This window comes from Nonomuraea sp. PA05 (genome assembly GCF_008086045.1).
GTDB lineage: Bacteria > Actinomycetota > Actinomycetes > Streptosporangiales > Streptosporangiaceae > Nonomuraea > Nonomuraea monospora.
This window is the reverse complement of sequence record NZ_VSEY01000010.1, coordinates 96,211-114,610: the sequence shown is the minus strand read 5'-3', so window position 1 is coordinate 114,610 and position 18,400 is coordinate 96,211. Positions and strand designations below refer to the sequence as shown.

Here is an 18,400-nt window from a genome sequence, read left to right as displayed (position 1 = left end):
ACTCCTTCGTTTCGCCGACTGAACCATATTGTCCGGTCGCGGGAAATGGCGCGAGATCAAATCTGGTCGGGTTTCCAGACCGTGAGGTCGTACGTCTCCGCGATCGGACGCCACGCCGCCGCGAAACGCGTTTTCGCCTCCTGCGCCGCCTCCGACCTGTCCAGGCCCCGCCGGTAGTCGCGGTCGCCCTCCACCGGCGCCTCGCAGCCGCCCGCCACGTGCCGCCCGGCCCAGGCCAGGAACGCGGAGTCGGCGTCGTGGGAGGCGTCGAGCGCGTCCACCAGGGCGTCCTTGAGCCGGGCCCCGCCCCTCAGCGCGTCCACGCCGAGTGTCTGAGCGGTGGCGAGCTGGTCGCGGCGGCTGGTGGTGATGTCGCGGATGGCCTGGACGCCGCCGGGGTCGCACCGGGTGGCGGCGGCGATGGCGTCGGAGAGGCTGGAGCGGGCTTCGTTGCTGCTCGACAACAGCTCGTCCAGCCGCTCGGCCTGCTGCCTGGCCGCCCGCCCCGAGGAACGGCCGGTCGGGGTGCTGCTGGTCGGAGGGCTCTCGAGCGCGTCCTCAGTGCTGCTCTCCGGGCTGCTCTCCGGGCTGCTCTCCGGGCTGCTCTCCGGGCTGGTCTCGGGGCTGCTGGGGGCGACGCCCTGGCCCGCGCCGGTGTTCTGGATCGGCTGCGACGGGTTGGCGGTCACGAACCACCAGGTCAGGACGAACGCGAGCACGGCCACGGCCAGGCTGATCAGGACCGGTGCGCGCCGCCACGCCGGCGGCCGGCTCCGCAGCCGCGCGGGCTCGGGGCCGGTGGAGAAGGACGCGGTCGGCTGCTCCTGCGGCCCCTGCTCGGCACGGCAGCGCGGGCACTGGGCCAGGGTGCCGACGTGCGATCCGCAGCGCTGGCAGAAGCGGCTCGAACCCGGTTGGTAGGCCACGGCGCCCTCCCGGAATATCCCAAGAAAAGAGGGCAAATTGCTGTTTGCCCGTCTTGTGGATTGTTTCGCGCTTTCCCGGTCAGGACGAGACTATGGGAAACAGCGTGCGCCGATGGCGTCCGCTGCTGAAATGCTCTCGCTCGACATGAAAGGGACGGACCGCCGGGCTCCTGACGGCCCGTCCCGAACGGCTCAGCGGCCGAAGCAGATCGTGCGGCCCGCCTTCACCTGCTCCGCCTTGTACGTCACCTGATCGATCGTCGCCCCCTCATCGTCCACCAGGATGATCGTGTCCCCCTGGTTGCCGAGCTGCACCGCGGAGTCCAGCGTCACCCGCAGCGCGGCGCCGCCGTCGATGCCGCCGGTCAGGGGCTTGCGCCCGCCGGCCGCGTCTGTCAGGGCCCAGCCGCCGAGGTCGAGCGTCCCTGACGTGCGGTTCAGCAGCGTGACGGTCTCGTTGCCGCGATCGGCGCCGACCGGGTCGGGCAGGGCGGCCACGATGATCACGTCCCCGGCGGCGACGAGCGGCGGCTTGACCGGGGTGCCGGGCGGCGCCGGGTCCGGGCTGATGATGAAGTCCTCCGGCCACATGGTGAGCTGGATCTGCTGCCCCGACCCTCTGACGACGTCGTGCAGGTTGCCGCGTTCGAGCTTGGGGATGAGGAACAGCTCGTCGTCCCGGTTGACCGGGTCCGCGCGCAGCCACGCGTCGAAGCCGTCGAAGTCGGGGAACCCCGCCGCCAGGTACGGCACGACGCGCCGGAACAGCTTCGGCCAGATCACCAGCCGTTCCAGCCCGTTCAGGTCCCTCACGGTGGCGGCGCCGTTCGGGTCGGCCGTCGAGCGGGGCCAGATGCCGATGGCCTTGCGCCGGGCCGCCTGCGACACCTCGGCCAGATGCGTGCGCAGCTCGGCGGGCAGCGTGGCGTAGAAGGCCGGGTAGACCAGCCCGGCGGCCAGCAGCCGCGCGTTGGCGGAACGATCCACCAGCGGCCCGTCCAGGAACACGGTGGTCCCGTCCGCCCCCTGGTGGTCGCCCGCGAAGACGAAGGCGATCAGCCGCCCGTTGGCGTCGACGCCGTTGGTGAGCACGTGGCCGCGGATGGAGTCCTGGTCGGCGGCGCGCACCTTGTTCGGCAGGTCCTCCCAGAAGCGCACGCCGGTGAAGCCGAGCAGGCGCAGCAGCTCGTCGCGGGCCGCGTTCGCCCCGTCGAGCTCCTGGTGGGTCTCCGCGAAGTGGGTCTCCAGCGCGTCGATGGCCTCCAGCCGTACGGAGACGCCGCGGGCGTTGATGTTCGGCGGCCGGCCGGAGCGCCGCGGCAGCGCCTCGACCAGGGCGGGCGAGTCGGGCAGGAACTTGACGGTGTCGCCGTCGGGCTCGGGCCCCTGACGGGGCAGGTCCGGGTACCGGATCACGAAGCTGCCGCGTAACAGGGTGTAGCTCATGGAATCCCCCCATGCGAGCTGGTGAAGTCCCCCGACTGGTAGCCAGCGGAGCGTAACTCGCATAAGGGGCATCGTCCATGAAGCCGGTCACCGATACACGGCGACCGGCGGATCAGCGATACACGGCGATCGCCGCCTCGGCGACCAGCGTGTCCACGATCTCCACCAGCTCCGCGACCAGCGGGCCAGCCGCCGCGGCGATCTCCCGCAGCCGGGAGACCAGCTGGCCCGACGGCTGGTCGAGGTAGAGCTCCGGCTCCAGCCGCAGCACCGCCACCAGGCCGCACAGCCCGGCGCAGCGCGCGTCCGGCGGTTTCCAGCCCTCGACCGCCGAGCGCACCCCCGAGGAGGCCCGCACGACCGAGGCGATGTCCGCGAGCTCGTAACGCGTGTACGGCAGCACCCCCATGCGCCGTTTGCTCACCCGGACGAGCACCCCCGAGTCGAGCAGGCCCTCGCGGGTGCGGTCGTAGAACCCGTCCGCCACCGCCTGTTTCAGCTCGGCCCTGGGGTCGGCGGGGACGGGACGGCCGGCGAGCAGCAGGTCGAGCAGGGCGGCGCCGGCCAGCCCGAGGGCCAGCGACGACTGGTGGACGAGCGGCCTGCCCGCCGGGTCGTGAGCGATCAGGTACAGGTCGTGGTGGAGCGGCAGCCGGTCCATCAGTCGGGGACGCTCCGCTCAAGCTGTCCGGGCGCGCCGGCCATGGTCTTGAGCGTCGGGGGGCGGCCGAGCGCGTACAAGGTGATCAGCACCACGCCGCCGAGGCCGAGCCAGACGAGGCCGAGCACCTGCGCGAGCACGTTCGCGTTGATCACCACGAACACCAGGATCCCGGCCCCGACCAGCGGCGCGACCAGATGCGACCACACCTTGTTCGAGCCGTTGCGCAGCGAGTAGTGCACGATGACCGACACGTGCAGGACGATGAACGCCACCATGGCGCCGATGTTGATCAGCGTGGAGAGCAGGGTGACGCCGTCGTCGCGGGTGGACATCCAGATGCCGACGCCCACCGACAGCAGGCAGACCAGCATGATCGCGTTGGCCGGCACGGAGTGCCTGACCGACACCTTGGCCAGGAACGACGGAAGCTGCCTGTCGCGCGCCATCGCGTACAGCAGCCGCGAGACCGCCACCTGCGCGACCATCGTGTTGGCCAGCCCCCACGACAGCGCGGTGGCGAACGAGGTGACGTGCCGCAGCCACTCGCCCCCCGCCACGGCCGCCGCGTCGTAGAAGGCCGTGTCGCTGGGTTGCGCCAGCAGCCCGGCCGGGTCGGGCACGAGCAGGGCGGCCACCCACACCTGCACGATGAACAGCACGCCCGCCAGCAGCAGCGCCATCCGCATGGCCCTGCCCACCTGCGCGGAGCCGCCGGTGGACTCCTCCACCAGCATGCTGATCCCGTCGAAGCCGAGGAACGACAGGACGGCCACCGACACCGCCGCGAAGATCACCGGCCAGGAGAAGGCGTCCGCGTCGAACAGCGGGGAGAGGCTGAAGCCGCTGCCCGCGCCCTGGAGCAGCGCCCACAGGCCGATCAGGAGGAACAGCGCCAGCACCACCAGCTCGAACACGATCATGATCCGGGTGAGCTTGACCGTCATCCGGATGCCGCGCAGGTTGATCACCGTGTTGACCGCCACGAAGCCGATCAGCCAGGCCCACACGGGCACGGCCGGCACGCTCGCGTTCATGGCGACGGAGGCCACCAGGTAGAGCAGGCAGGGGACGAGGATGTAGTCCAGCAGGATCATCCACCCGGTCATGAACCCGACCGCCGGGGCGATGCCGCGCCCGGCGTAGTTGTAGACCGAGCCGGAAAGGGGGAACGCCTTAACCATCTGCGCGTAGGACGCGGCGGTGAACAGCAGCGCGATCATCCCGATGAGGTACGCCAGGACCGGCATGCCGCCGGACTGCGCATAGACGGTGCCGAAGATCGCGAAGGGCGCGATGGGCACCATGAACGCCAGGCCATAGAACACGAGGTCGGTCTGCCCGACCCCGCGACGTAACTCCTGCCGGTAACCGAACTGCTCGATGTTCTGTTGTGTGCGCACGACAGGCCTCTCCAGTCGTCATGCAGGGGCGGGGGGTTCGATCCCGAGATCCTTTCGTAGCCCGGGGCCGCCTCGCAAGAGCGGCCGAGCTGCCGGTGCGGGGGCATGGACCTGCTCGTTTCCGAGGAGATCGCGCTGCTCGGCCACACGCGCAAGGGCAAGCCGCTGGTCAACCCGGAGCTGCTTGACCGCACGCTCAGGGCGGGCGGGCTCGCCGACCTCACGATCCTGGAGCGGATCGAGTCGCGCGGCAGGCGGCGGAATGAGCGGCTGACCCGCCGGCGCGCACCGGGGCGCTCAGCCGAGCCGGGCCTGGAGCCCGTCGAGGACGCGCTGGAGCCCGTACTCGAAAGAGCCCTGGTTGTCGCCCGAGGTGTCGCCGCCCTTCTGCGCGGCGTAGCGGGCGCGCAGGCGCGGATAGTCGCGCACGGCCTGCTCGGCCGCGGGCCACAGCTTCTCGGCCACCTCCTCCTCGCTCTGCCCGCTGCGCGCGACCATGGACAGCCAGGCCGCCTCACTCGTCGAGATGCCCACCACGAACGCGGTCACCGTGGTCACCGCCTGATCGGCCTCGTCCAGGGGGAAGCCGGCGTCCTCCATGACCCCGAGCATGAACTCGCTCTGCCGCAGCATGTTGGGCCCCAGGTAGGCCAGCCCCGCCTCGCCGAGCTTGGCGGCCAGCCACGGGTGGCGCAGGATCGTGGCGCGCATGGCGCGGGCCACCTCGGTCACGGTCGTCCGCCACTCGCCCGTGACGGGCAGCGGCAGCTCGCCGTAGACGGCGTCGAGCGCCAGCTCCAGCAGCTCGTCCTTGTTGGCCACGTGCCGGTAGAGCGAGGTGGCGCCGGCGCCGAGCCTGCTGCCCAGGCGGCGCATGCTGAGGTTGTCGGCGCCCTCCTCGTCGAGCAGGCGCACCGCCTCCGCCACGATGCTCTCGCGGGTGAGCAGCGGCTGCTGGCGCTCCTTGCGCGGGCGCGCCCACACCGAGGGGATCTGCTTGTCGTCGTCGGCCATGCCCTCAGAGTACACCGTGCGCTAGCTGCGTACAGCGGACATGGCCCTTGACCGGGCCGTCCCGCGAACTAGATTCCTTGTACGGAGGTGACGCCCCCGTGGCAACGTACGCCTACCACTGCGCCGGCTGCGGCCCGTTCGAGGTGCGCAGGCCCATCGGCACCGCGGAGCCCGCCGAGCCGTGCGCCGCCTGCGGCGAGCCGGCCCCCCGCCGCTACACGCCGCCGCTGCTGGCCCGCACCCCCGCCGCCGAAGCCCGCGCGCGGCGGGCGCAGGAGGCGAGCGCTCACGAACCCCAGGTGGTGCAGCGTGCGCCCGCCGCGCCCAAGCCGCCGCCCGACCCCCGCTGGGCGGGTCTGCCCCGCCCATGACCGCCCCAAGGAGGGCCGTCCCATGCCGGAAGTCGTCTTCAGCGTCGACCAGACCCTGTCCATGGCCGCCCAGCTCGTCCCCGGGCACAACCGCTGGCACCCCGACATCCCGGCCGCCGCCACCGTGCGGCCAGGCTCGGAGTTCCGCGTCGAGTGCAGGGAGTGGACCGACGGGCAGATCGGCGACAACGACTCCGCGAACGACGTGCGCGACGTGGACCTGTCGGTCTGCCACATGCTCAGCGGCCCCATCGCCGTTGAGGGCGCAGAGCCGGGCGACCTGCTCGTCCTCGACATCCTCGACCTCGGCCCCGTGCCCCAGTCGACCGGCGCCGCGCCCGGCGAGGGCTGGGGGTACACCGGGATCTTCGCCAGGGAGAACGGTGGCGGGTTCCTGACCGACCACTTCCCGCACGCGTACAAGGCGGTCTGGGACTTCCACGGCCAGCAGGCCACCTCCCGCCACATCCCGGGCGTGCGCTTCACCGGCATCACCCACCCCGGCCTGTTCGGCACCGCGCCCTCCGCCGGGCTGCTCGCCCGCTGGAACGCCAGGGAGCAGGCGCTCATCGACACCGACCCGGGCAGGGTCCCGCCGCTGGCGCTGCCGCCGCTGCAGCAGGGCGTGCTGGCCGGCACCCTCAAGGGCCCCGAGCTGGAACGGGTCGGCAGGGAGGGCGCCCGTACCGTCCCCGCCAGGGAGAACGGCGGCAACCACGACATCAAGAACTTCACCCGCGGCGCCCGCGTCTTCTACCCGGTCCACGTGCCCGGCGCCCTGCTGTCGGGCGGCGACCTGCACTTCAGCCAGGGCGACGGCGAGATCAGCTTCTGCGGCGCCATCGAGATGGGCGGGTTCGTGGACTTCCACGTGGACCTCATCAAGGGCGGCATGGAGAAGTACGGCGTCACCACCAACCCGATCTTCATGCCGGGCAACGTCGAGCCGCGCTACACCGAGTTCCTGTCGTTCATCGGCATCTCCGTGGACCACGACACCGACACGAACCTCTACAACGACGCGACCATCGCCTACCGCAACGCGTGCCTGAACGCGATCGAGTACCTCAAGAAGTTCGGCTACAGCGGTGAGCAGGCGTACCTGCTGATCAGCGCCGCCCCCGTCGAGGGACGGGTGAGCGGCGTGGTGGACATCCCGAACGCCTGCTGCACGCTCTACCTGCCCACCGCCATCTTCGACTTCGACATCCGCCCCACCGCGCAGGGGCCGCGCCGCGCCGACCGCGGTTCGTGCGCGGTCAGCACCTGACTCAGTGCTTCATCTTCCGGGTCTCAGGCCCGTACCCGAGCGTGCCCATCATCCCCTGCTCCTGGTGGTAGAGGTTGTGGCAGTGGAACATCCACTCGCCGGGATTGTCGGCCCGCACGTCGATGTTCAGCCGCTCGCGCGGCAGGATGTTCACGGTGTCCTTGCGCGGTCCCTGCGGCCCCGACGACGTGCGCACCTGGAAGGTGTGGCCGTGCAGGTGCATCGGGTGCCACATGGGCGACTGGTTGTCCAGCACGATCCTGATCGTCTCGCCGCGCTCCACCCGCAGGCGCATCGGGTCGGCGGCCAGCCGGTCGTTGAGCGTCCACTCGTTGCCGGACGGCCGCATGCCGAGCGTCACCGTGACGCTCCTCGACGGGCGCGGCAGCATGTCCTGCTGCCGCGCCTTCAGGTCCGCGTACCTCAGCATCCGCTGCGTCAGCTCCCGCAGCCGCACGTCGCTGCCGGGCGCCGCAGCCCGGTGGGAGGTGCGCACGATCGCGAACGCCCGCGCCCCCTTCCCCTCCGCCTCCGCCACCAGCGGGAACGCCCCCTCATCCAGCCGGACGAGGAAGTCGTACCGCTCGCCCATGCCGATGAGGAACGTGTCCACGGCGACCGGCGCGCACGGGAACCCGTCGGTGTGCGTCACCGCCATCCGGTGGCCGCCCAGCGCCACCCGGAACGCCGTGTCGGCCGCCGCGTTGATCACCCGGAACCTGACGAGCCGCCCCGGCTTGCTGGCGAACACCTCCGGCGCGTCCGCCGCCCTGCCGTTCACCAGATGGTACGGATGCCGCAACTCACCCACGACCCCGCCCAGCGCGGTGCTGCGCAACGTGTCGTCGTGCGCGGTACTGGCGTTCAACCGCCGCAGCGCGTCGTCGGGGGTGCCGATCACGCCGTCGAGCCAGTCGTCGAGCACGACCGTGAACTCCTCGTCGTACCCGAGCGGCTCGTGCGGATCGGCCACGATCAGCGGCCCGTACAGGCCGCGGTCGTTCTGCATGCCGACGTGCGAGTGATAGAAGTACGTGCCCGGGTCGGGCACGGTGAACACGTAGTCGAACATGCCGCCCGGCCGCACCGGCCGCTGCGTGTAGCCGGGGGCGCCGTCCATCCGGTGGTCCAGCCTGATGCCGTGCCAGTGCACGGTGGTCTCCGCGGGCAGGTCGTTGACCAGCCTGGCCCGCACCAGCCCGCCGGCCGTCGCCTCGATGCGCGGGCCGGGCAACCGGCCGTCGTAGGCCCAGGTGGAGACGGTGCGCCGGCCGATCGAGACCTTCGCGGGCCTGGCCCGCAGCACGGCGCCCCGGTGCGGGCGGCCCGTCACGGCGCCCGCCGCCACGGGGGCCGCGCTGCCCAGCGCGGCGAACATGCCGGTCATGAACAACCTGCGGGACAAGCCCCGATACGAACCATTCACTGCCGATCCCCCCATTCACCTGGCAAGGTAACTGAGAGTGATCAAGATTGCGCCGCGCCACGCTGAAGATCAACCGGCTCCTGGCGGGGCGGTGGAGCCGCGCACGACCAGCGACACCGGCAGCAGCAGCGTGCGCGCCGGACGTCCCGGGTCGTCGATGCAGTCCAGGAGCATGCGGGCCGCCTCCGCGCCCAGCTCGTGGTGCGGCACCGCGACCGTGGTGAGCGGCGGGCGCAGCTTGTCCAGGAACGGCATGTCGTTGAAGCCGATCACGCTCACGTCCCCCGGGCAGGACAGGCCGCGCTCGGCGAACACGTCGTAGCAGCCGAGCGCGATCAGGTCGTTTCCCGCCACGACGGCCGTGAACGCGGCGCCCCGCGACAGCAGGGCGCGCAGCGCGGCGGCGCCGTCGCTCTCGCTCCAGTGCGCGCACTCCGCCACCAGGTCGCCCGGCAGGCCCAGGTCGCGGACGGCGTGGCGGAACGCCTGGGCGCGCACCCGGCCGGTGGAGGTGCTCAGGGGGCCCGACAGGTGGGCGATCCTGGTGTGGCCGAGGGCGGCGAGGTGGCGGACGGCGGCAGTCACGCCGGTGGCGTCGTCGCCGGTGACGGCGGGGAGGCTGAGGTGCTCGACCTGGCGGTTGATCAGCACCATCCGGACGCCCTGCTCGTGGAGCTGCTCCAGCAGCGGGTGCGCCAGGCGGGCGGTGGCGACGATGAGGCCCTCGACCTGCCGGGAGCGGAGCGACTCGATCTTGGCGCGCTCGCGTTCCGCGTCGTTGTCGGTGTTGACGATCCAGACGTTGTAGCCGCCGGACTCCAGCACGCTCTCCACGCCCCGCACGATCGGCGGGAACAGCGGGTTCGTCAGGTCGGGGATGACCAGGCCGACCGTGGCCGTGCGGGAGGTCTTGAGGCTGCGGGCCACCGAGTTGGGCTGGTAGCCGAGGGCCTGGGCGGCGCGCATCACGCGGCGGGCGGTCTCGGCGCTGATCTGCTGGCGGGTCTTCGGGTTGAGCGCGCGGGAGGCCGTGGCCGTGTGGACGCCGGCGGCCTCGGCGACGTCGCGGAGGGTGGGGGCGGGGTTCGGCTGGGTCATCGGGCACCCCGGTCGAGGAGGCCCTGGGCGATCAGGTCGCCGGACGGGGCGGTGCCGTAGCGGCGGCGGAGGGCGAGGACCGTGGACAGTGCCGCCGTGTCGGCGCGGCCGTCGGCGATCAGGCCCTCGTCGGGGTGCTTGAGCCGGTCGAGGTACCGGGTGGCGGTGGGGTGCGGGAGGTGCATCGCCGCCATGGCCTCCTCCATGACGATGGTGTCGGCGTCGCCCGCCAGGATCGCCCGCGCCGTCGCGGACAACGCGCCCGCGAGCGCCCGCACGCCACCTCCGATCTCCAGGGCACACAACACGGTCCCGAGGTACGGGCGCGGCGCCCCCGCCACCCGCACCGCCCCCGCGTCCTCGGCCCGCAGCTCCGATCCCGCGTTCAGCATGGTCGCCGCGCACCTCCCGCCCAGCAGCGCGTCCAGACGGCGCGGCGTGGACCCGAGCGCGACCGTGCGGTAGTCGCCGCGCGCCAGCCCGACCGCCTCCATCGCCGCGTAGAGCGCGAACGCGAACCCCGAGCCGGGCACGTCCACCCCTGCCGCCTGCCCCTTCAGCTCCGCCACCGACGCCAGCCCGGGGCGGGCGTAGAGCGCCAGCCCGAGCCCCCGGTCCACGGCCGAGACGATGCGCACGTCGAGCGGGTCGGCCCGCGCGAACCGGTGCGCGATGACGTTGTCCGGGCTGGTCAGGGCGGCGTCGAGCGTCCCGTCGAGCAGGGCGGCGAACTGGGCGGGCGAGGAGGCGACGGGCTGCTCGCGCACGCCGGGATCGACGAGCCCGAGCCGCCGCCCGGTGCGCAGCAGCACGCTCGGGCTGAAGACGCCCACCGTCAACGGCTCACCCGCCATGGGTCCCTCCCCGGAGGCTGCACTCGTTTGCACCGAAGTCACGTGACCCTTGACAGTAACCGCATCCCCACGGATGCTCCAGGGCAGCGCAATCGTTTGCGGGGGAAGCCCATCGAAGGAGGGCTCATGACCGCCCAGCCCGCCCGCCTGTCCCTGACGATCGCGATGGTGGCCGCCCTGGCGCTGACGGCCTGCGGGCAGCGCCCGTCGCAGACGCGGGCGGGCGAGACGGCCGCGCCGCTCGTCATCGGCGTCTCGCTCCCGCTGACCGGCGACTTCGCGCAGCCGGGCAGCGAGGCCAAGCGCGGTTACGAGATCTGGCGCGACATGGTCAACCCCACGGGCGGCGTCCTGGGCAGGCAGGTCGAGCTGAAGATCGTGGACGACGCGAGCAACCAGGACACGGTGGTCGCCGACTACACCAAGCTGATCACGCAGGACAAGGTGGACCTCGTGCTGGGCACGTTCTCCTCGCTGCTCAACTATCCGGCCTCGGCGGTGGCGGAGAAGAACCGCATGGTGTTCGTGGAGCCGGCGGGCGGCGCGCCCGACATGTTCACGCGCGGCTTCCAGTACCTCTTCTTCGCCCAGCCGGCCACCGCGCCCCGCCAGGCCGACGTGTTCGTGAACTGGGTGAAGTCGCTGCCGGACGGCGAGCGCCCGAAGACGGCGGCCTACCCCAGCCAGGACGACCCGTTCGCGCTGCCCGTCATCGAGTCGATGCGGCAGCAGTTGGAGGCGCTCGGCGTGAAGACCGTCTACAACGAGGTCTACCCCGCCGACACCACCAACTTCCAGAGCGTCGCCAGCACGCTGGCCAGCGAGAAGCCCGACCTGGTCGCGCAGGGCGCGGTGTTCGAGGACGGCGTGGGCCTGGTGCGCTCGCTCAAGCAGCTCGGCTTCTCGCCGAAGACGTTGTTCCAGACGTCCGCGCCGAGCAACTCCAGCCAGTACAGCGAAGGCGTCGGCGTGGCGAACACCGAAGGCGTCTTCTACACGGTGAGCTGGAACGAGAAGGCGGACACGCCGCTGAACGCCGAGTTCGTGGCCGCGTACAGGAAGGCCTACGACGCGCCGCCCGCCGAGGACGCCGCCGACGCGTTCGCCGCCGCACAGGTGTTGCAGGCCGCCGTCGAGGCGGTCGGCGCGGTCGACCAGGACAAGATCAAGGACTGGCTGCACGCGAACACCGTGCAGACCCTGCTCGGCCCGCTGAGCTGGAAGGACAACGGCGAGCCCGAGGGCAGCTTCCTGCTGGCCCAGTGGCAGGGCGGCAAGGTCGAGGTGGTCGGGCCGCCCGAGCTGGCGACCACGAAGACCGTGGTGAACCCCAAGCCCGGCTGGGAGTGAGGCGATGGCGCACTTCACGCAGGCGGTAGCGCTGGGGCTGCTGATCGGCGGGGTCTACGCGCTCATGGCGTCCGGGCTGACGCTGATCTTCGGGGTGATGCGGATCATCAACGTGGCGCAGGGCGCGTTCCTGGTGCTGGTCGCGATGGTGACGTGGTGGTTGTGGAACAGGACGGGGATCGACCCGATCGTGGCGTCCGTGGTGACCACGCCGATGATGTTCGGGTTCGGGTGGCTGGCGTACCGGCTGCTGGTCTCGCGGATCCGGGGGGCGTCGCCGTCCATGTCGGTGCTGCTGACGTTCGGGCTGGCGCTGGTCATCGAGGGGGTGCTGAACCTCACCGCGGGCAACAAGTTCAAGTCCGCCGCGCCGTCGTACTTCGAGGAGTCGTTCATGGCCGGCTCGATCTCGCTGCCGAAGGCGCAGGTGTTCGGGTTCCTGGCGGCGGTGGCGGTGCTGGCGGTGCTGTACGTGGTGCTGAACAGGACCTGGACGGGACGGGCGATCAGGGCGGCCACGCAGAACCCGTCGGGTGCCGCGCTGGTCGGCGTGGGCGCGGCGGGCACGGCGGCGCTGGCGTTCGCGATCGGCAGCGCGACGGCCGGGGTCGGCGGGTCCATCCTGTCGGTGCTGTATCCGTTCTTCCCCGCCTCCCACTACGAGTGGATCTCGCGGCTGCTCGGCATCGTGGTGCTCGGCGGCCTGGGCAGCCTGCCGGGCGCGGTCGTCGGGGCGATCGTCCTCGGGCTGGCGGAGACGCTGACCGCGACGTACGGCTCGCTCGGCTGGTCCACGCTCGTCTTCTACCTGGTGATCATGGCGGTGCTGCTGGTCAGGCCCCAGGGGCTGTTCGGGGCGCGGCTGAGGGAGGACGCCGCGTGAAGGCCCATGCCGTCGCGGCGGCGTGCCTGGTCGTGCTGCTGGTCTATCCCGTGGTCAACCCGTGGCAGCCGTACCCGCAGGCGGTGCTGCTGCTCGGGTTCCTGCTGGCGATCCAGGCGTCGAGCTGGAACATCATCGCCGGGTACGCCGGTTACGTCTCGCTCGGGCACAGCATGTTCCTCGGGCTCGGGTCGTACACGGTGGGCATCCTCGCGCTGCGCTGGGGGGTGAACCCGCTGTGGGTGGCGCCGCTCGGCGGAGTGGTGGCGACGGTGGTGGCGGTGCTCATCGGCTCGGTCGTGCTGCGGACCCGGGGGCACGCGTTCGTCATCATCACGATCGCGATGCTGCTCGCCGCGCAGATCCTGGCGGTCAACCTCAGGGGCCTGACGCGCGGCTCCGACGGGATCACGCTGGAGCTGCCGTTCTGGCACCGCGACTTCCAGAACATCCCCTTCTACTACGCCTTCCTCCTGCTGCTGGTGCTCACGGTGCTGTTCAGCGCGTGGCTGCGGCGCACCAAGCTCGGCACGGGGCTGGTCGCGATCCGCCAGGACGAGGGCAAGGCCGCCTCCATCGGCGTCAACACCACCCGCTTCAAGATCGTCGCGTACGCGGCCAGCGCGTTCTTCATCGGCGTCGGCGGCGGCGTCTACGCCTACTACCTCACCTTCATCAACCCCGTCGGCTCCTTCGCCATCCTCGGCAGCGTCACGATCGTGCTGGCCGCGCTGGCCGGCGGGCGCGGCACACTGTACGGGCCGGTCGTCGGCGCGTTCCTGGTCAACCTGGCCGGCGAGGCGGCGACCGTCTACGCGGGCGGCGTGCAGTCGCGGGTGCTGCTGTTCGGCGGGGCGCTGGTGCTGGTCGTGCTGTTCCTGCCGAACGGGCTGCTGCCGACGGTGCGGGAGTGGTGGCGGCGCAGGCATCCGGCGCCGGTCGAGTACATCGAGCAGCCGGTCGTGACCTCCGTGCGCGATCGGCTGCCGGAAAGACCCGCGCAGGGCGAGGTGCTGCTGTCGCTGCGCGGCGTCTCCAAGCGGTTCGGCGGGCTGGTCGCCGTGGACGACGTCTCGCTCGACGTGCGGCAGGGCACGATCACGGCGCTGATCGGCCCCAACGGCTCCGGCAAGACCACCCTGTTCAACCTGATCACCGGCGGGCTGCCGGCCGACTCGGGCGAGATCAGGCTGGACGGGCGGCGCATCGACGGGCTGCGGCCCTGGCGGCGCTGCCATCTCGGGCTGGGCCGGTCGTACCAGGTGACCAGGCTGTTCCCTGACCTGAGCATTCAGGAGAACGTGGTCGCCCCGCTCGCCGACTCCCGCTGGCGGACCATGCTGTCCGACGCCGTGCACGGCCACGAGGCCGAACGCGCCCGCGAGCTGCTCGACCTGGTGGGGCTCGGCCGCTTCGCCGCCCAGCCGGCGGGCGCGCTGTCGTACGGGCAGCAGAAGCTCGTCGAGCTGGCCCAGGTGCTCATGCTCGAACCCCGCCTGATCCTGCTCGACGAGCCGGCGGGCGGCGTGAACCCCGGCCTGCTCGGCCACATCACCGAGGTGATCCGCGAGCTGAACGCGGCCGGCGTCACGTTCCTCGTCGTCGAGCACGACATCCCCCTCGTGCTCGACCTGTGCGACCCGGTCACGGTGCTCGCCGGCGGCCGGGTGATCGCGGAAGGGACACCGGAGCGGATCAGGGATGACCCGGCGGTGCTGGAGGCGTACCTGGGGGCCGGTTGGACGCCGGCGGTGAGATAGATGCTGCAGCTCAAGGCGGTGGTGGCGGGCTACGGCGGCGGCAGCGTGCTGCGCGGCGTGGACCTGGAGTGCGCCGAGCGCACGATCACCTGCGTGGTCGGGCCCAACGGCGCCGGCAAGTCCACGGTGCTGCGGGCGATCAGCGGCCTGATCGCCCCCACCGAGGGCGAGATCCGCCTGGACGGCGAGCCCATCGGCGGGCGCGCGCCCGCCGAGATCCTGCGCAGGGGCGTCGCCCAGGTGCCGCAGTCGCACGCGCTGTTCCCCGCCATGTCCGTGCAGGAGAACGTGCTGATGGGCGGCTACCTCATCCGCAAGGACAGGAAACTGCTGCGCGAGCGCCTCGACCAGGTCAGGGAACGCATGCCCGTCGTCGCGCAGCGGGCCCGCGAGCACGCCGGCAACCTGAGCGGCGGCCAGCGGCGCATGGTCGAGATCGCCCGCTGCCTCATGCTCGACCCGCGCCTCATCCTGCTCGACGAGCCGTCGCTGGGCCTCGACCCGCGCGGGCTGGCCGGCGTCGCCGAGGTCATCCAGCGGCTCAGCCAGGCCGGCACCACGGTGCTGCTGGTCGAGCAGAACGTCCGGCTCGGCCTGGGCCTGGCCACGCACGGCGTGGTGATGGAGGGCGGCCGGGTCCGCCTGACCGGCACGGCCGCCGCCGTCCGCGACAACCCCGAGATCGCGTCGCTCTACCTGGGAGGAGGTACACGGTGGACGAGCGAGTCGCCTCCGCCATCGCGCACTGGGGACCCCGGTTCGCCGCCAACGGCGTGACCGTCTCCGACCTCGAGCGCATCACCCGCGACCTGGACTCCTGGGACGGCTGGTGCTCCGCCTGGTGGGCCGTCGCCGCCGAGCACGAACGGCTCGGCAGGCAGGCGCTGGCCACCGGGCGGCTGCTGTCGGCCGGCCGGCACCTGGCGCAGGCCGCGCTCTACTTCCATTTCGCCAAGTTCGTCTACACCGACGACCCCGGCCAGGCGCGCCGCGCCCACCAGCGGGCCGTCACCTGCCTCGACGACGCCCTGCCCCACCTGTCGCCGCCCGGCAGGCGGATCGAGATCGACTTCGAGGGCGGCACGCTCGTCGGCGTCCTCCGCCTGCCCCCGGGGCCTGGGCCGCATCCCGCCGTCCTCATGCTGTCCGGGCTGGACTCCGCCAAGGAGGAGCACCGGGTCGTCGAGCAGCTCTTCCTCGAACGCGGGCTGGCCACGTTCGCCGTGGACGGGCCGGGGCAGGGCGAGGCCGAGTACGACCTGCCCATCAGGGCCGACTGGTCGGGGCCCGGCAAGGCGCTGCTCGACGCGCTGGCCGGGGAACCGCGCGTGGACCCTGCCCGGCTCGGCGTCTGGGGCGTCAGCCTCGGCGGCTACTACGCGCCCAGGGTGGCGGCGGCCGAGGCCGGCCGGGTCAAGGCGTGCGTGGCGCTGGCAGGGCCGTACGACTTCGGCGACTGCTGGGGCTGCCTGCCCGAGCTGAGCAGGGAGACCTTCCGCGTACGGGCGGGAGCCCCCACCCAGGAGGAGGCCCGCCGCATCGCCGCCACCCTCACCATGGAGGGCACCGCGCCCGCGATCACCGCCCCGCTGCTCGTCGTGTTCGGCCGCAAGGACCGGCTCATCCCCTGGCGGCAGGCCGAACGGCTGGCCGCCGCGACGGGCGGCGACAGCGAGCTGCTGATGCTCGAAGAGGGCAACCACGGCTGCGCCAACCTCACCCCCTGGCATCGTCCCTACACCGCCGACTGGCTGGCCCAGCGGCTCGCGAAAGGCACCCAGCGATGACTCGAGACAGGGCCGGCTGGATCGGCACCGGCCGCATGGGCTACGCCATGGCCGAACGGCTGGCGGCGGCCGGGGTGGACCTGGCCGTGTGGAACAGAACCAGGGCCAAGGCGGAGCCGCTGCGCGCGCACGGCATCCAGGTCGTCGGCGACGTCGCCGCCCTGCGCGACCGCGACGTCGTCTTCACCACGGTCGCCGCCTCGGGCGACCTCACGGAGGTCCTGGACGAGCTGTTCGCCGACGGCGCGGGGCCCGGCGTCGTGGTGGACTGCTCCACCGTGTCCGCCGAGGCCTCGGCCGCCGCCCGCGCCACCTGCGCCAGGAACGGCAGCGGCTTCCTGGCCGCGCCGGTCAGCGGCAACGCCAAGGCCGTCAAGGCGGGGCTGATCAGCTTCGTCTGCTCGGGGCCGCGCGAGACGTACGAGCGGGTGTCGGAGCTGCTGGCGCACCTGGGCAGGTCGGCCACGTACGCGGGCGAGGGGGAGATCGCCCGCCTGGTGAAGATCGCGCACAACCTGCTGCTCGGCGTCGTCGCCCAGACGCTCGCCGAGGCCACCGTGCTGGCCGAGAAGGGCGGCGTGCCCCGGCACGCGTTCCTGGAGTTCCTGAACGACAGCGTCGTCGGCTCGCCGTTCACCCGCTACAAGTCCCCGGCGTTCGTGCACCTCGACTACACGCCCACCTTCACCCCCGTGCTCCTGCGCAAGGATTTCGACCTGGGGCTGGCCGCCGCCCGCGAGCTCGGCGTGCCCATGCCGGTCACCGCGCTGACCGCGCAGCTCGTGCAGGCCGCCATCGGCACCGGCAGGACCGGCGAGGACTTCGCCATCCTGCTCGACCTCCAGGCCGCCGCCTCCGGGCTGGAGCTCAAACCCGAGGACGTGGCCGTGGACGACGGGCTCGGCTCGTGACCGGGCCGCTGCCCGCCCCCGGGCACATGGGCGTCGACTACGAGGAGCGCGTCGACTTCGACCGCCTGCGGACCTACCGCCTCGACCGGGCCCGCGCCGCGCTGGCGGGCGGCGAGTGCGGCGCGTTCCTGCTGTTCGACTTCTACAACATCAGGTACGTCACCCAGACGTGGATCGGCGGCGCCCTCGGCGACAAGATGACCAGGTACGCCCTGCTCACCCCCGGCGGCTCGCCCAAACTCTGGGACTTCGGCTCCGCCGCCCGCCACCACCGCCTGCACAGCCCATGGCTGGACCCGGACGACTGCCACGCGGGCATGCTGGGCCTGCGCGGAGCCATCGCCCCCACGGCCGGGCTCATGCGGTACGCGGTCCGCGAGCTCAAGGGCATCCTGACCGACGCCGGGCTCGCGGGCGAGCCGGTGGGCGTGGACATCGTCGAGCCGCCGTTCCTGTTCGAGATGCAGCGGCAGGGCCTGCGCGTGGTGGACTGCCAGCAGCTCATGCTGGACGCCCGCGTCATCAAGTCCGCCGACGAGCTCATGCTGCTCACGCAGGCCGCCGCCATGGTGGACGGCGTCTACCACGACGTCGTCGAGGCGCTCAGACCCGGCATCCGCGAGAACGAGATCGTCGCCCTGGTCAACAAGCGCCTCTACGAGATGGGCTCCGACCAGGTCGAAGCCGTCAACGCGGTGAGCGGCGAACGCTGCAACCCGCACCCGCACAACTTCTCCGACCGCCTGATCAGGCCCGGCGACCAGGCGTTCTTCGACATCATCCACTCCTACAACGGCTACCGGACGTGCTACTACCGCACGTTCGGCGTGGGCAGCGCGACCGCGTCGCAGCGGGAGGCGTACGTCAAGGCCCGCGAGTGGATGGACGCCTCCATCGCGATGATCAAACCAGGGGTGGGCACCGACCAGGTGGCGGCGGTGTGGCCGAAGGCCACCGAGTTCGGGTTCGAGGACGAGATGGCCGCCTTCGGGCTGCAGTTCGGGCACGGGCTGGGGCTGGGGTTGCACGAGCGGCCGATCATCTCGCGGCTCAACAGCATGCGGGAGCCGATCGAGCTGCGGGCCGGGATGGTGTTCGCGCTGGAGACGTACTGTCCGGCGAGCGACGGGTTCTCGGCGGCGCGGATCGAGGAGGAGGTCGTGGTGACGCCGGAGGGGTGCCGGGTGCTGACGCTGTTCCCGGCCAAGGAGCTGATCGTGGCCAGCGCCTACTGAACGGC

General features: G+C 72.0%; 17 protein-coding genes. 9 read left to right on the top strand and 8 right to left on the bottom strand.

Translation table 11 applies throughout. From position 1 onward, the window contains the following. Window positions 1–56: 56 nt before the first annotated feature. From FXF51_RS17770 to FXF51_RS17750, 5 genes are all read right to left on the bottom strand, one after another. The gene (locus FXF51_RS17770) at window positions 57–926 is read right to left on the bottom strand and encodes a hypothetical protein (RefSeq protein WP_148435591.1); all 870 of its coding nucleotides are present in this window, start codon (window positions 924–926) and stop codon (window positions 57–59) included. A gap of 192 nt (window positions 927–1,118) precedes the next feature. Then, window positions 1,119–2,372, bottom strand: coding sequence for a lamin tail domain-containing protein (locus FXF51_RS17765; protein WP_187414421.1), 1,254 nt, complete (start codon window positions 2,370–2,372; stop codon window positions 1,119–1,121). A gap of 112 nt (window positions 2,373–2,484) precedes the next feature. After that, window positions 2,485–3,033 (bottom strand): GOLPH3/VPS74 family protein, encoded by a 549-nt coding sequence (locus FXF51_RS17760; protein ID WP_148435590.1) that lies wholly within the window; start codon window positions 3,031–3,033, stop codon window positions 2,485–2,487. Continuing rightward, the gene (locus FXF51_RS17755) at window positions 3,033–4,436 is read right to left on the bottom strand and encodes an APC family permease (RefSeq protein WP_262379603.1); all 1,404 of its coding nucleotides are present in this window, start codon (window positions 4,434–4,436) and stop codon (window positions 3,033–3,035) included. The genes FXF51_RS17760 and FXF51_RS17755 overlap by 1 nt, the downstream gene beginning before the upstream one ends. A gap of 297 nt (window positions 4,437–4,733) precedes the next feature. After that, on the bottom strand, window positions 4,734–5,450 hold the full coding sequence (locus tag FXF51_RS17750) for a TetR/AcrR family transcriptional regulator (RefSeq protein WP_148435588.1): 717 nt from the start codon (window positions 5,448–5,450) through the stop codon (window positions 4,734–4,736). Window positions 5,451–5,548: 98 nt separating this feature from the next. Between FXF51_RS17750 and FXF51_RS17745 the strand changes: the two genes are divergently transcribed. Continuing rightward, window positions 5,549–5,821 carry an FmdB family zinc ribbon protein gene (locus FXF51_RS17745; RefSeq protein WP_148435587.1) on the top strand — a complete coding sequence of 91 codons (273 nt, stop codon included), beginning with the start codon at window positions 5,549–5,551 and terminating at the stop codon, window positions 5,819–5,821. Between the two features lie 22 nt (window positions 5,822–5,843). Further along, window positions 5,844–7,091, top strand: a complete 1,248-nt coding sequence (gene fmdA, locus FXF51_RS17740; RefSeq protein WP_148435586.1) for a formamidase — start codon at window positions 5,844–5,846, stop codon at window positions 7,089–7,091. A gap of 1 nt (window position 7,092) precedes the next feature. On the opposite strand, the gene FXF51_RS17735 is transcribed toward fmdA, so the two are convergent. From FXF51_RS17735 to FXF51_RS17725, 3 genes are all read right to left on the bottom strand, one after another. Beyond that, complete coding sequence (locus tag FXF51_RS17735; RefSeq protein ID WP_262379602.1) at window positions 7,093–8,496, bottom strand: multicopper oxidase family protein; 1,404 nt, start codon at window positions 8,494–8,496, stop codon at window positions 7,093–7,095. Between the two features lie 90 nt (window positions 8,497–8,586). Continuing rightward, window positions 8,587–9,615 (bottom strand): LacI family DNA-binding transcriptional regulator, encoded by a 1,029-nt coding sequence (locus FXF51_RS17730; protein ID WP_148435584.1) that lies wholly within the window; start codon window positions 9,613–9,615, stop codon window positions 8,587–8,589. Next, a complete protein-coding gene (locus tag FXF51_RS17725) occupies window positions 9,612–10,469 on the bottom strand; it encodes an ABC transporter substrate-binding protein (protein WP_148435583.1) in 858 nt (285 codons plus the stop codon). Before FXF51_RS17725 ends, FXF51_RS17730 begins: the two co-directional genes overlap by 4 nt. Window positions 10,470–10,595: 126 nt before the next feature. Here FXF51_RS17725 and FXF51_RS17720 point away from each other — a divergent pair, with 126 nt between their 5' ends. Genes FXF51_RS17720 through FXF51_RS17690 form a run of 7 tightly spaced genes read left to right on the top strand, consistent with a single transcriptional unit; the run spans window position 10,596 to window position 18,395 of the window. Beyond that, complete coding sequence (locus tag FXF51_RS17720) at window positions 10,596–11,819, top strand: amino acid ABC transporter substrate-binding protein (RefSeq protein WP_148435582.1); 1,224 nt, start codon at window positions 10,596–10,598, stop codon at window positions 11,817–11,819. A gap of 4 nt (window positions 11,820–11,823) precedes the next feature. Next, the gene (locus tag FXF51_RS17715) at window positions 11,824–12,702 is read left to right on the top strand and encodes a branched-chain amino acid ABC transporter permease (RefSeq protein ID WP_148435581.1); all 879 of its coding nucleotides are present in this window, start codon (window positions 11,824–11,826) and stop codon (window positions 12,700–12,702) included. Further along, window positions 12,699–14,462 (top strand): ABC transporter permease subunit, encoded by a 1,764-nt coding sequence (locus tag FXF51_RS17710; RefSeq protein ID WP_148435580.1) that lies wholly within the window; start codon window positions 12,699–12,701, stop codon window positions 14,460–14,462. Before FXF51_RS17715 ends, FXF51_RS17710 begins: the two co-directional genes overlap by 4 nt. Then, window positions 14,463–15,239: an ABC transporter ATP-binding protein gene (locus FXF51_RS17705; RefSeq protein ID WP_148435579.1), complete on the top strand. Its 777-nt coding sequence runs from the start codon at window positions 14,463–14,465 to the stop codon at window positions 15,237–15,239. It abuts the gene before it with no gap. Continuing rightward, a complete protein-coding gene (locus FXF51_RS17700) occupies window positions 15,176–16,249 on the top strand; it encodes an alpha/beta hydrolase family protein (RefSeq protein ID WP_148435578.1) in 1,074 nt (357 codons plus the stop codon). The genes FXF51_RS17705 and FXF51_RS17700 overlap by 64 nt, the downstream gene beginning before the upstream one ends. Continuing rightward, window positions 16,246–17,160: an NAD(P)-dependent oxidoreductase gene (locus FXF51_RS17695; RefSeq protein ID WP_148435577.1), complete on the top strand. Its 915-nt coding sequence runs from the start codon at window positions 16,246–16,248 to the stop codon at window positions 17,158–17,160. The genes FXF51_RS17700 and FXF51_RS17695 overlap by 4 nt, the downstream gene beginning before the upstream one ends. Next, a complete protein-coding gene (locus tag FXF51_RS17690; RefSeq protein WP_222871334.1) occupies window positions 17,157–18,395 on the top strand; it encodes a M24 family metallopeptidase in 1,239 nt (412 codons plus the stop codon). Before FXF51_RS17695 ends, FXF51_RS17690 begins: the two co-directional genes overlap by 4 nt. Window positions 18,396–18,400: the final 5 nt, after the last annotated feature.

What these genes read in the sequence shown, in the direction of transcription:
- FXF51_RS17765 (WP_187414421.1), bottom strand. Translation starts at nt 2,372, where the DNA reads ATGAGCTACACCCTGTTACGCGGCAGCTTCGTGATCCGGTACCCGGAC.
- FXF51_RS17715 (WP_148435581.1), top strand. Translation starts at nt 11,824, where the DNA reads ATGGCGCACTTCACGCAGGCGGTAGCGCTGGGGCTGCTGATCGGCGGG.
- FXF51_RS17705 (WP_148435579.1), top strand. Translation starts at nt 14,463, where the DNA reads ATGCTGCAGCTCAAGGCGGTGGTGGCGGGCTACGGCGGCGGCAGCGTG.
- FXF51_RS17760 (WP_148435590.1), bottom strand. Translation starts at nt 3,033, where the DNA reads ATGGACCGGCTGCCGCTCCACCACGACCTGTACCTGATCGCTCACGAC.
- FXF51_RS17730 (WP_148435584.1), bottom strand. Translation starts at nt 9,615, where the DNA reads ATGACCCAGCCGAACCCCGCCCCCACCCTCCGCGACGTCGCCGAGGCC.
- fmdA (WP_148435586.1), top strand. Translation starts at nt 5,844, where the DNA reads ATGCCGGAAGTCGTCTTCAGCGTCGACCAGACCCTGTCCATGGCCGCC.
- FXF51_RS17725 (WP_148435583.1), bottom strand. Translation starts at nt 10,469, where the DNA reads ATGGCGGGTGAGCCGTTGACGGTGGGCGTCTTCAGCCCGAGCGTGCTG.
- FXF51_RS17695 (WP_148435577.1), top strand. Translation starts at nt 16,246, where the DNA reads ATGACTCGAGACAGGGCCGGCTGGATCGGCACCGGCCGCATGGGCTAC.
- FXF51_RS17750 (WP_148435588.1), bottom strand. Translation starts at nt 5,450, where the DNA reads ATGGCCGACGACGACAAGCAGATCCCCTCGGTGTGGGCGCGCCCGCGC.
- FXF51_RS17720 (WP_148435582.1), top strand. Translation starts at nt 10,596, where the DNA reads ATGACCGCCCAGCCCGCCCGCCTGTCCCTGACGATCGCGATGGTGGCC.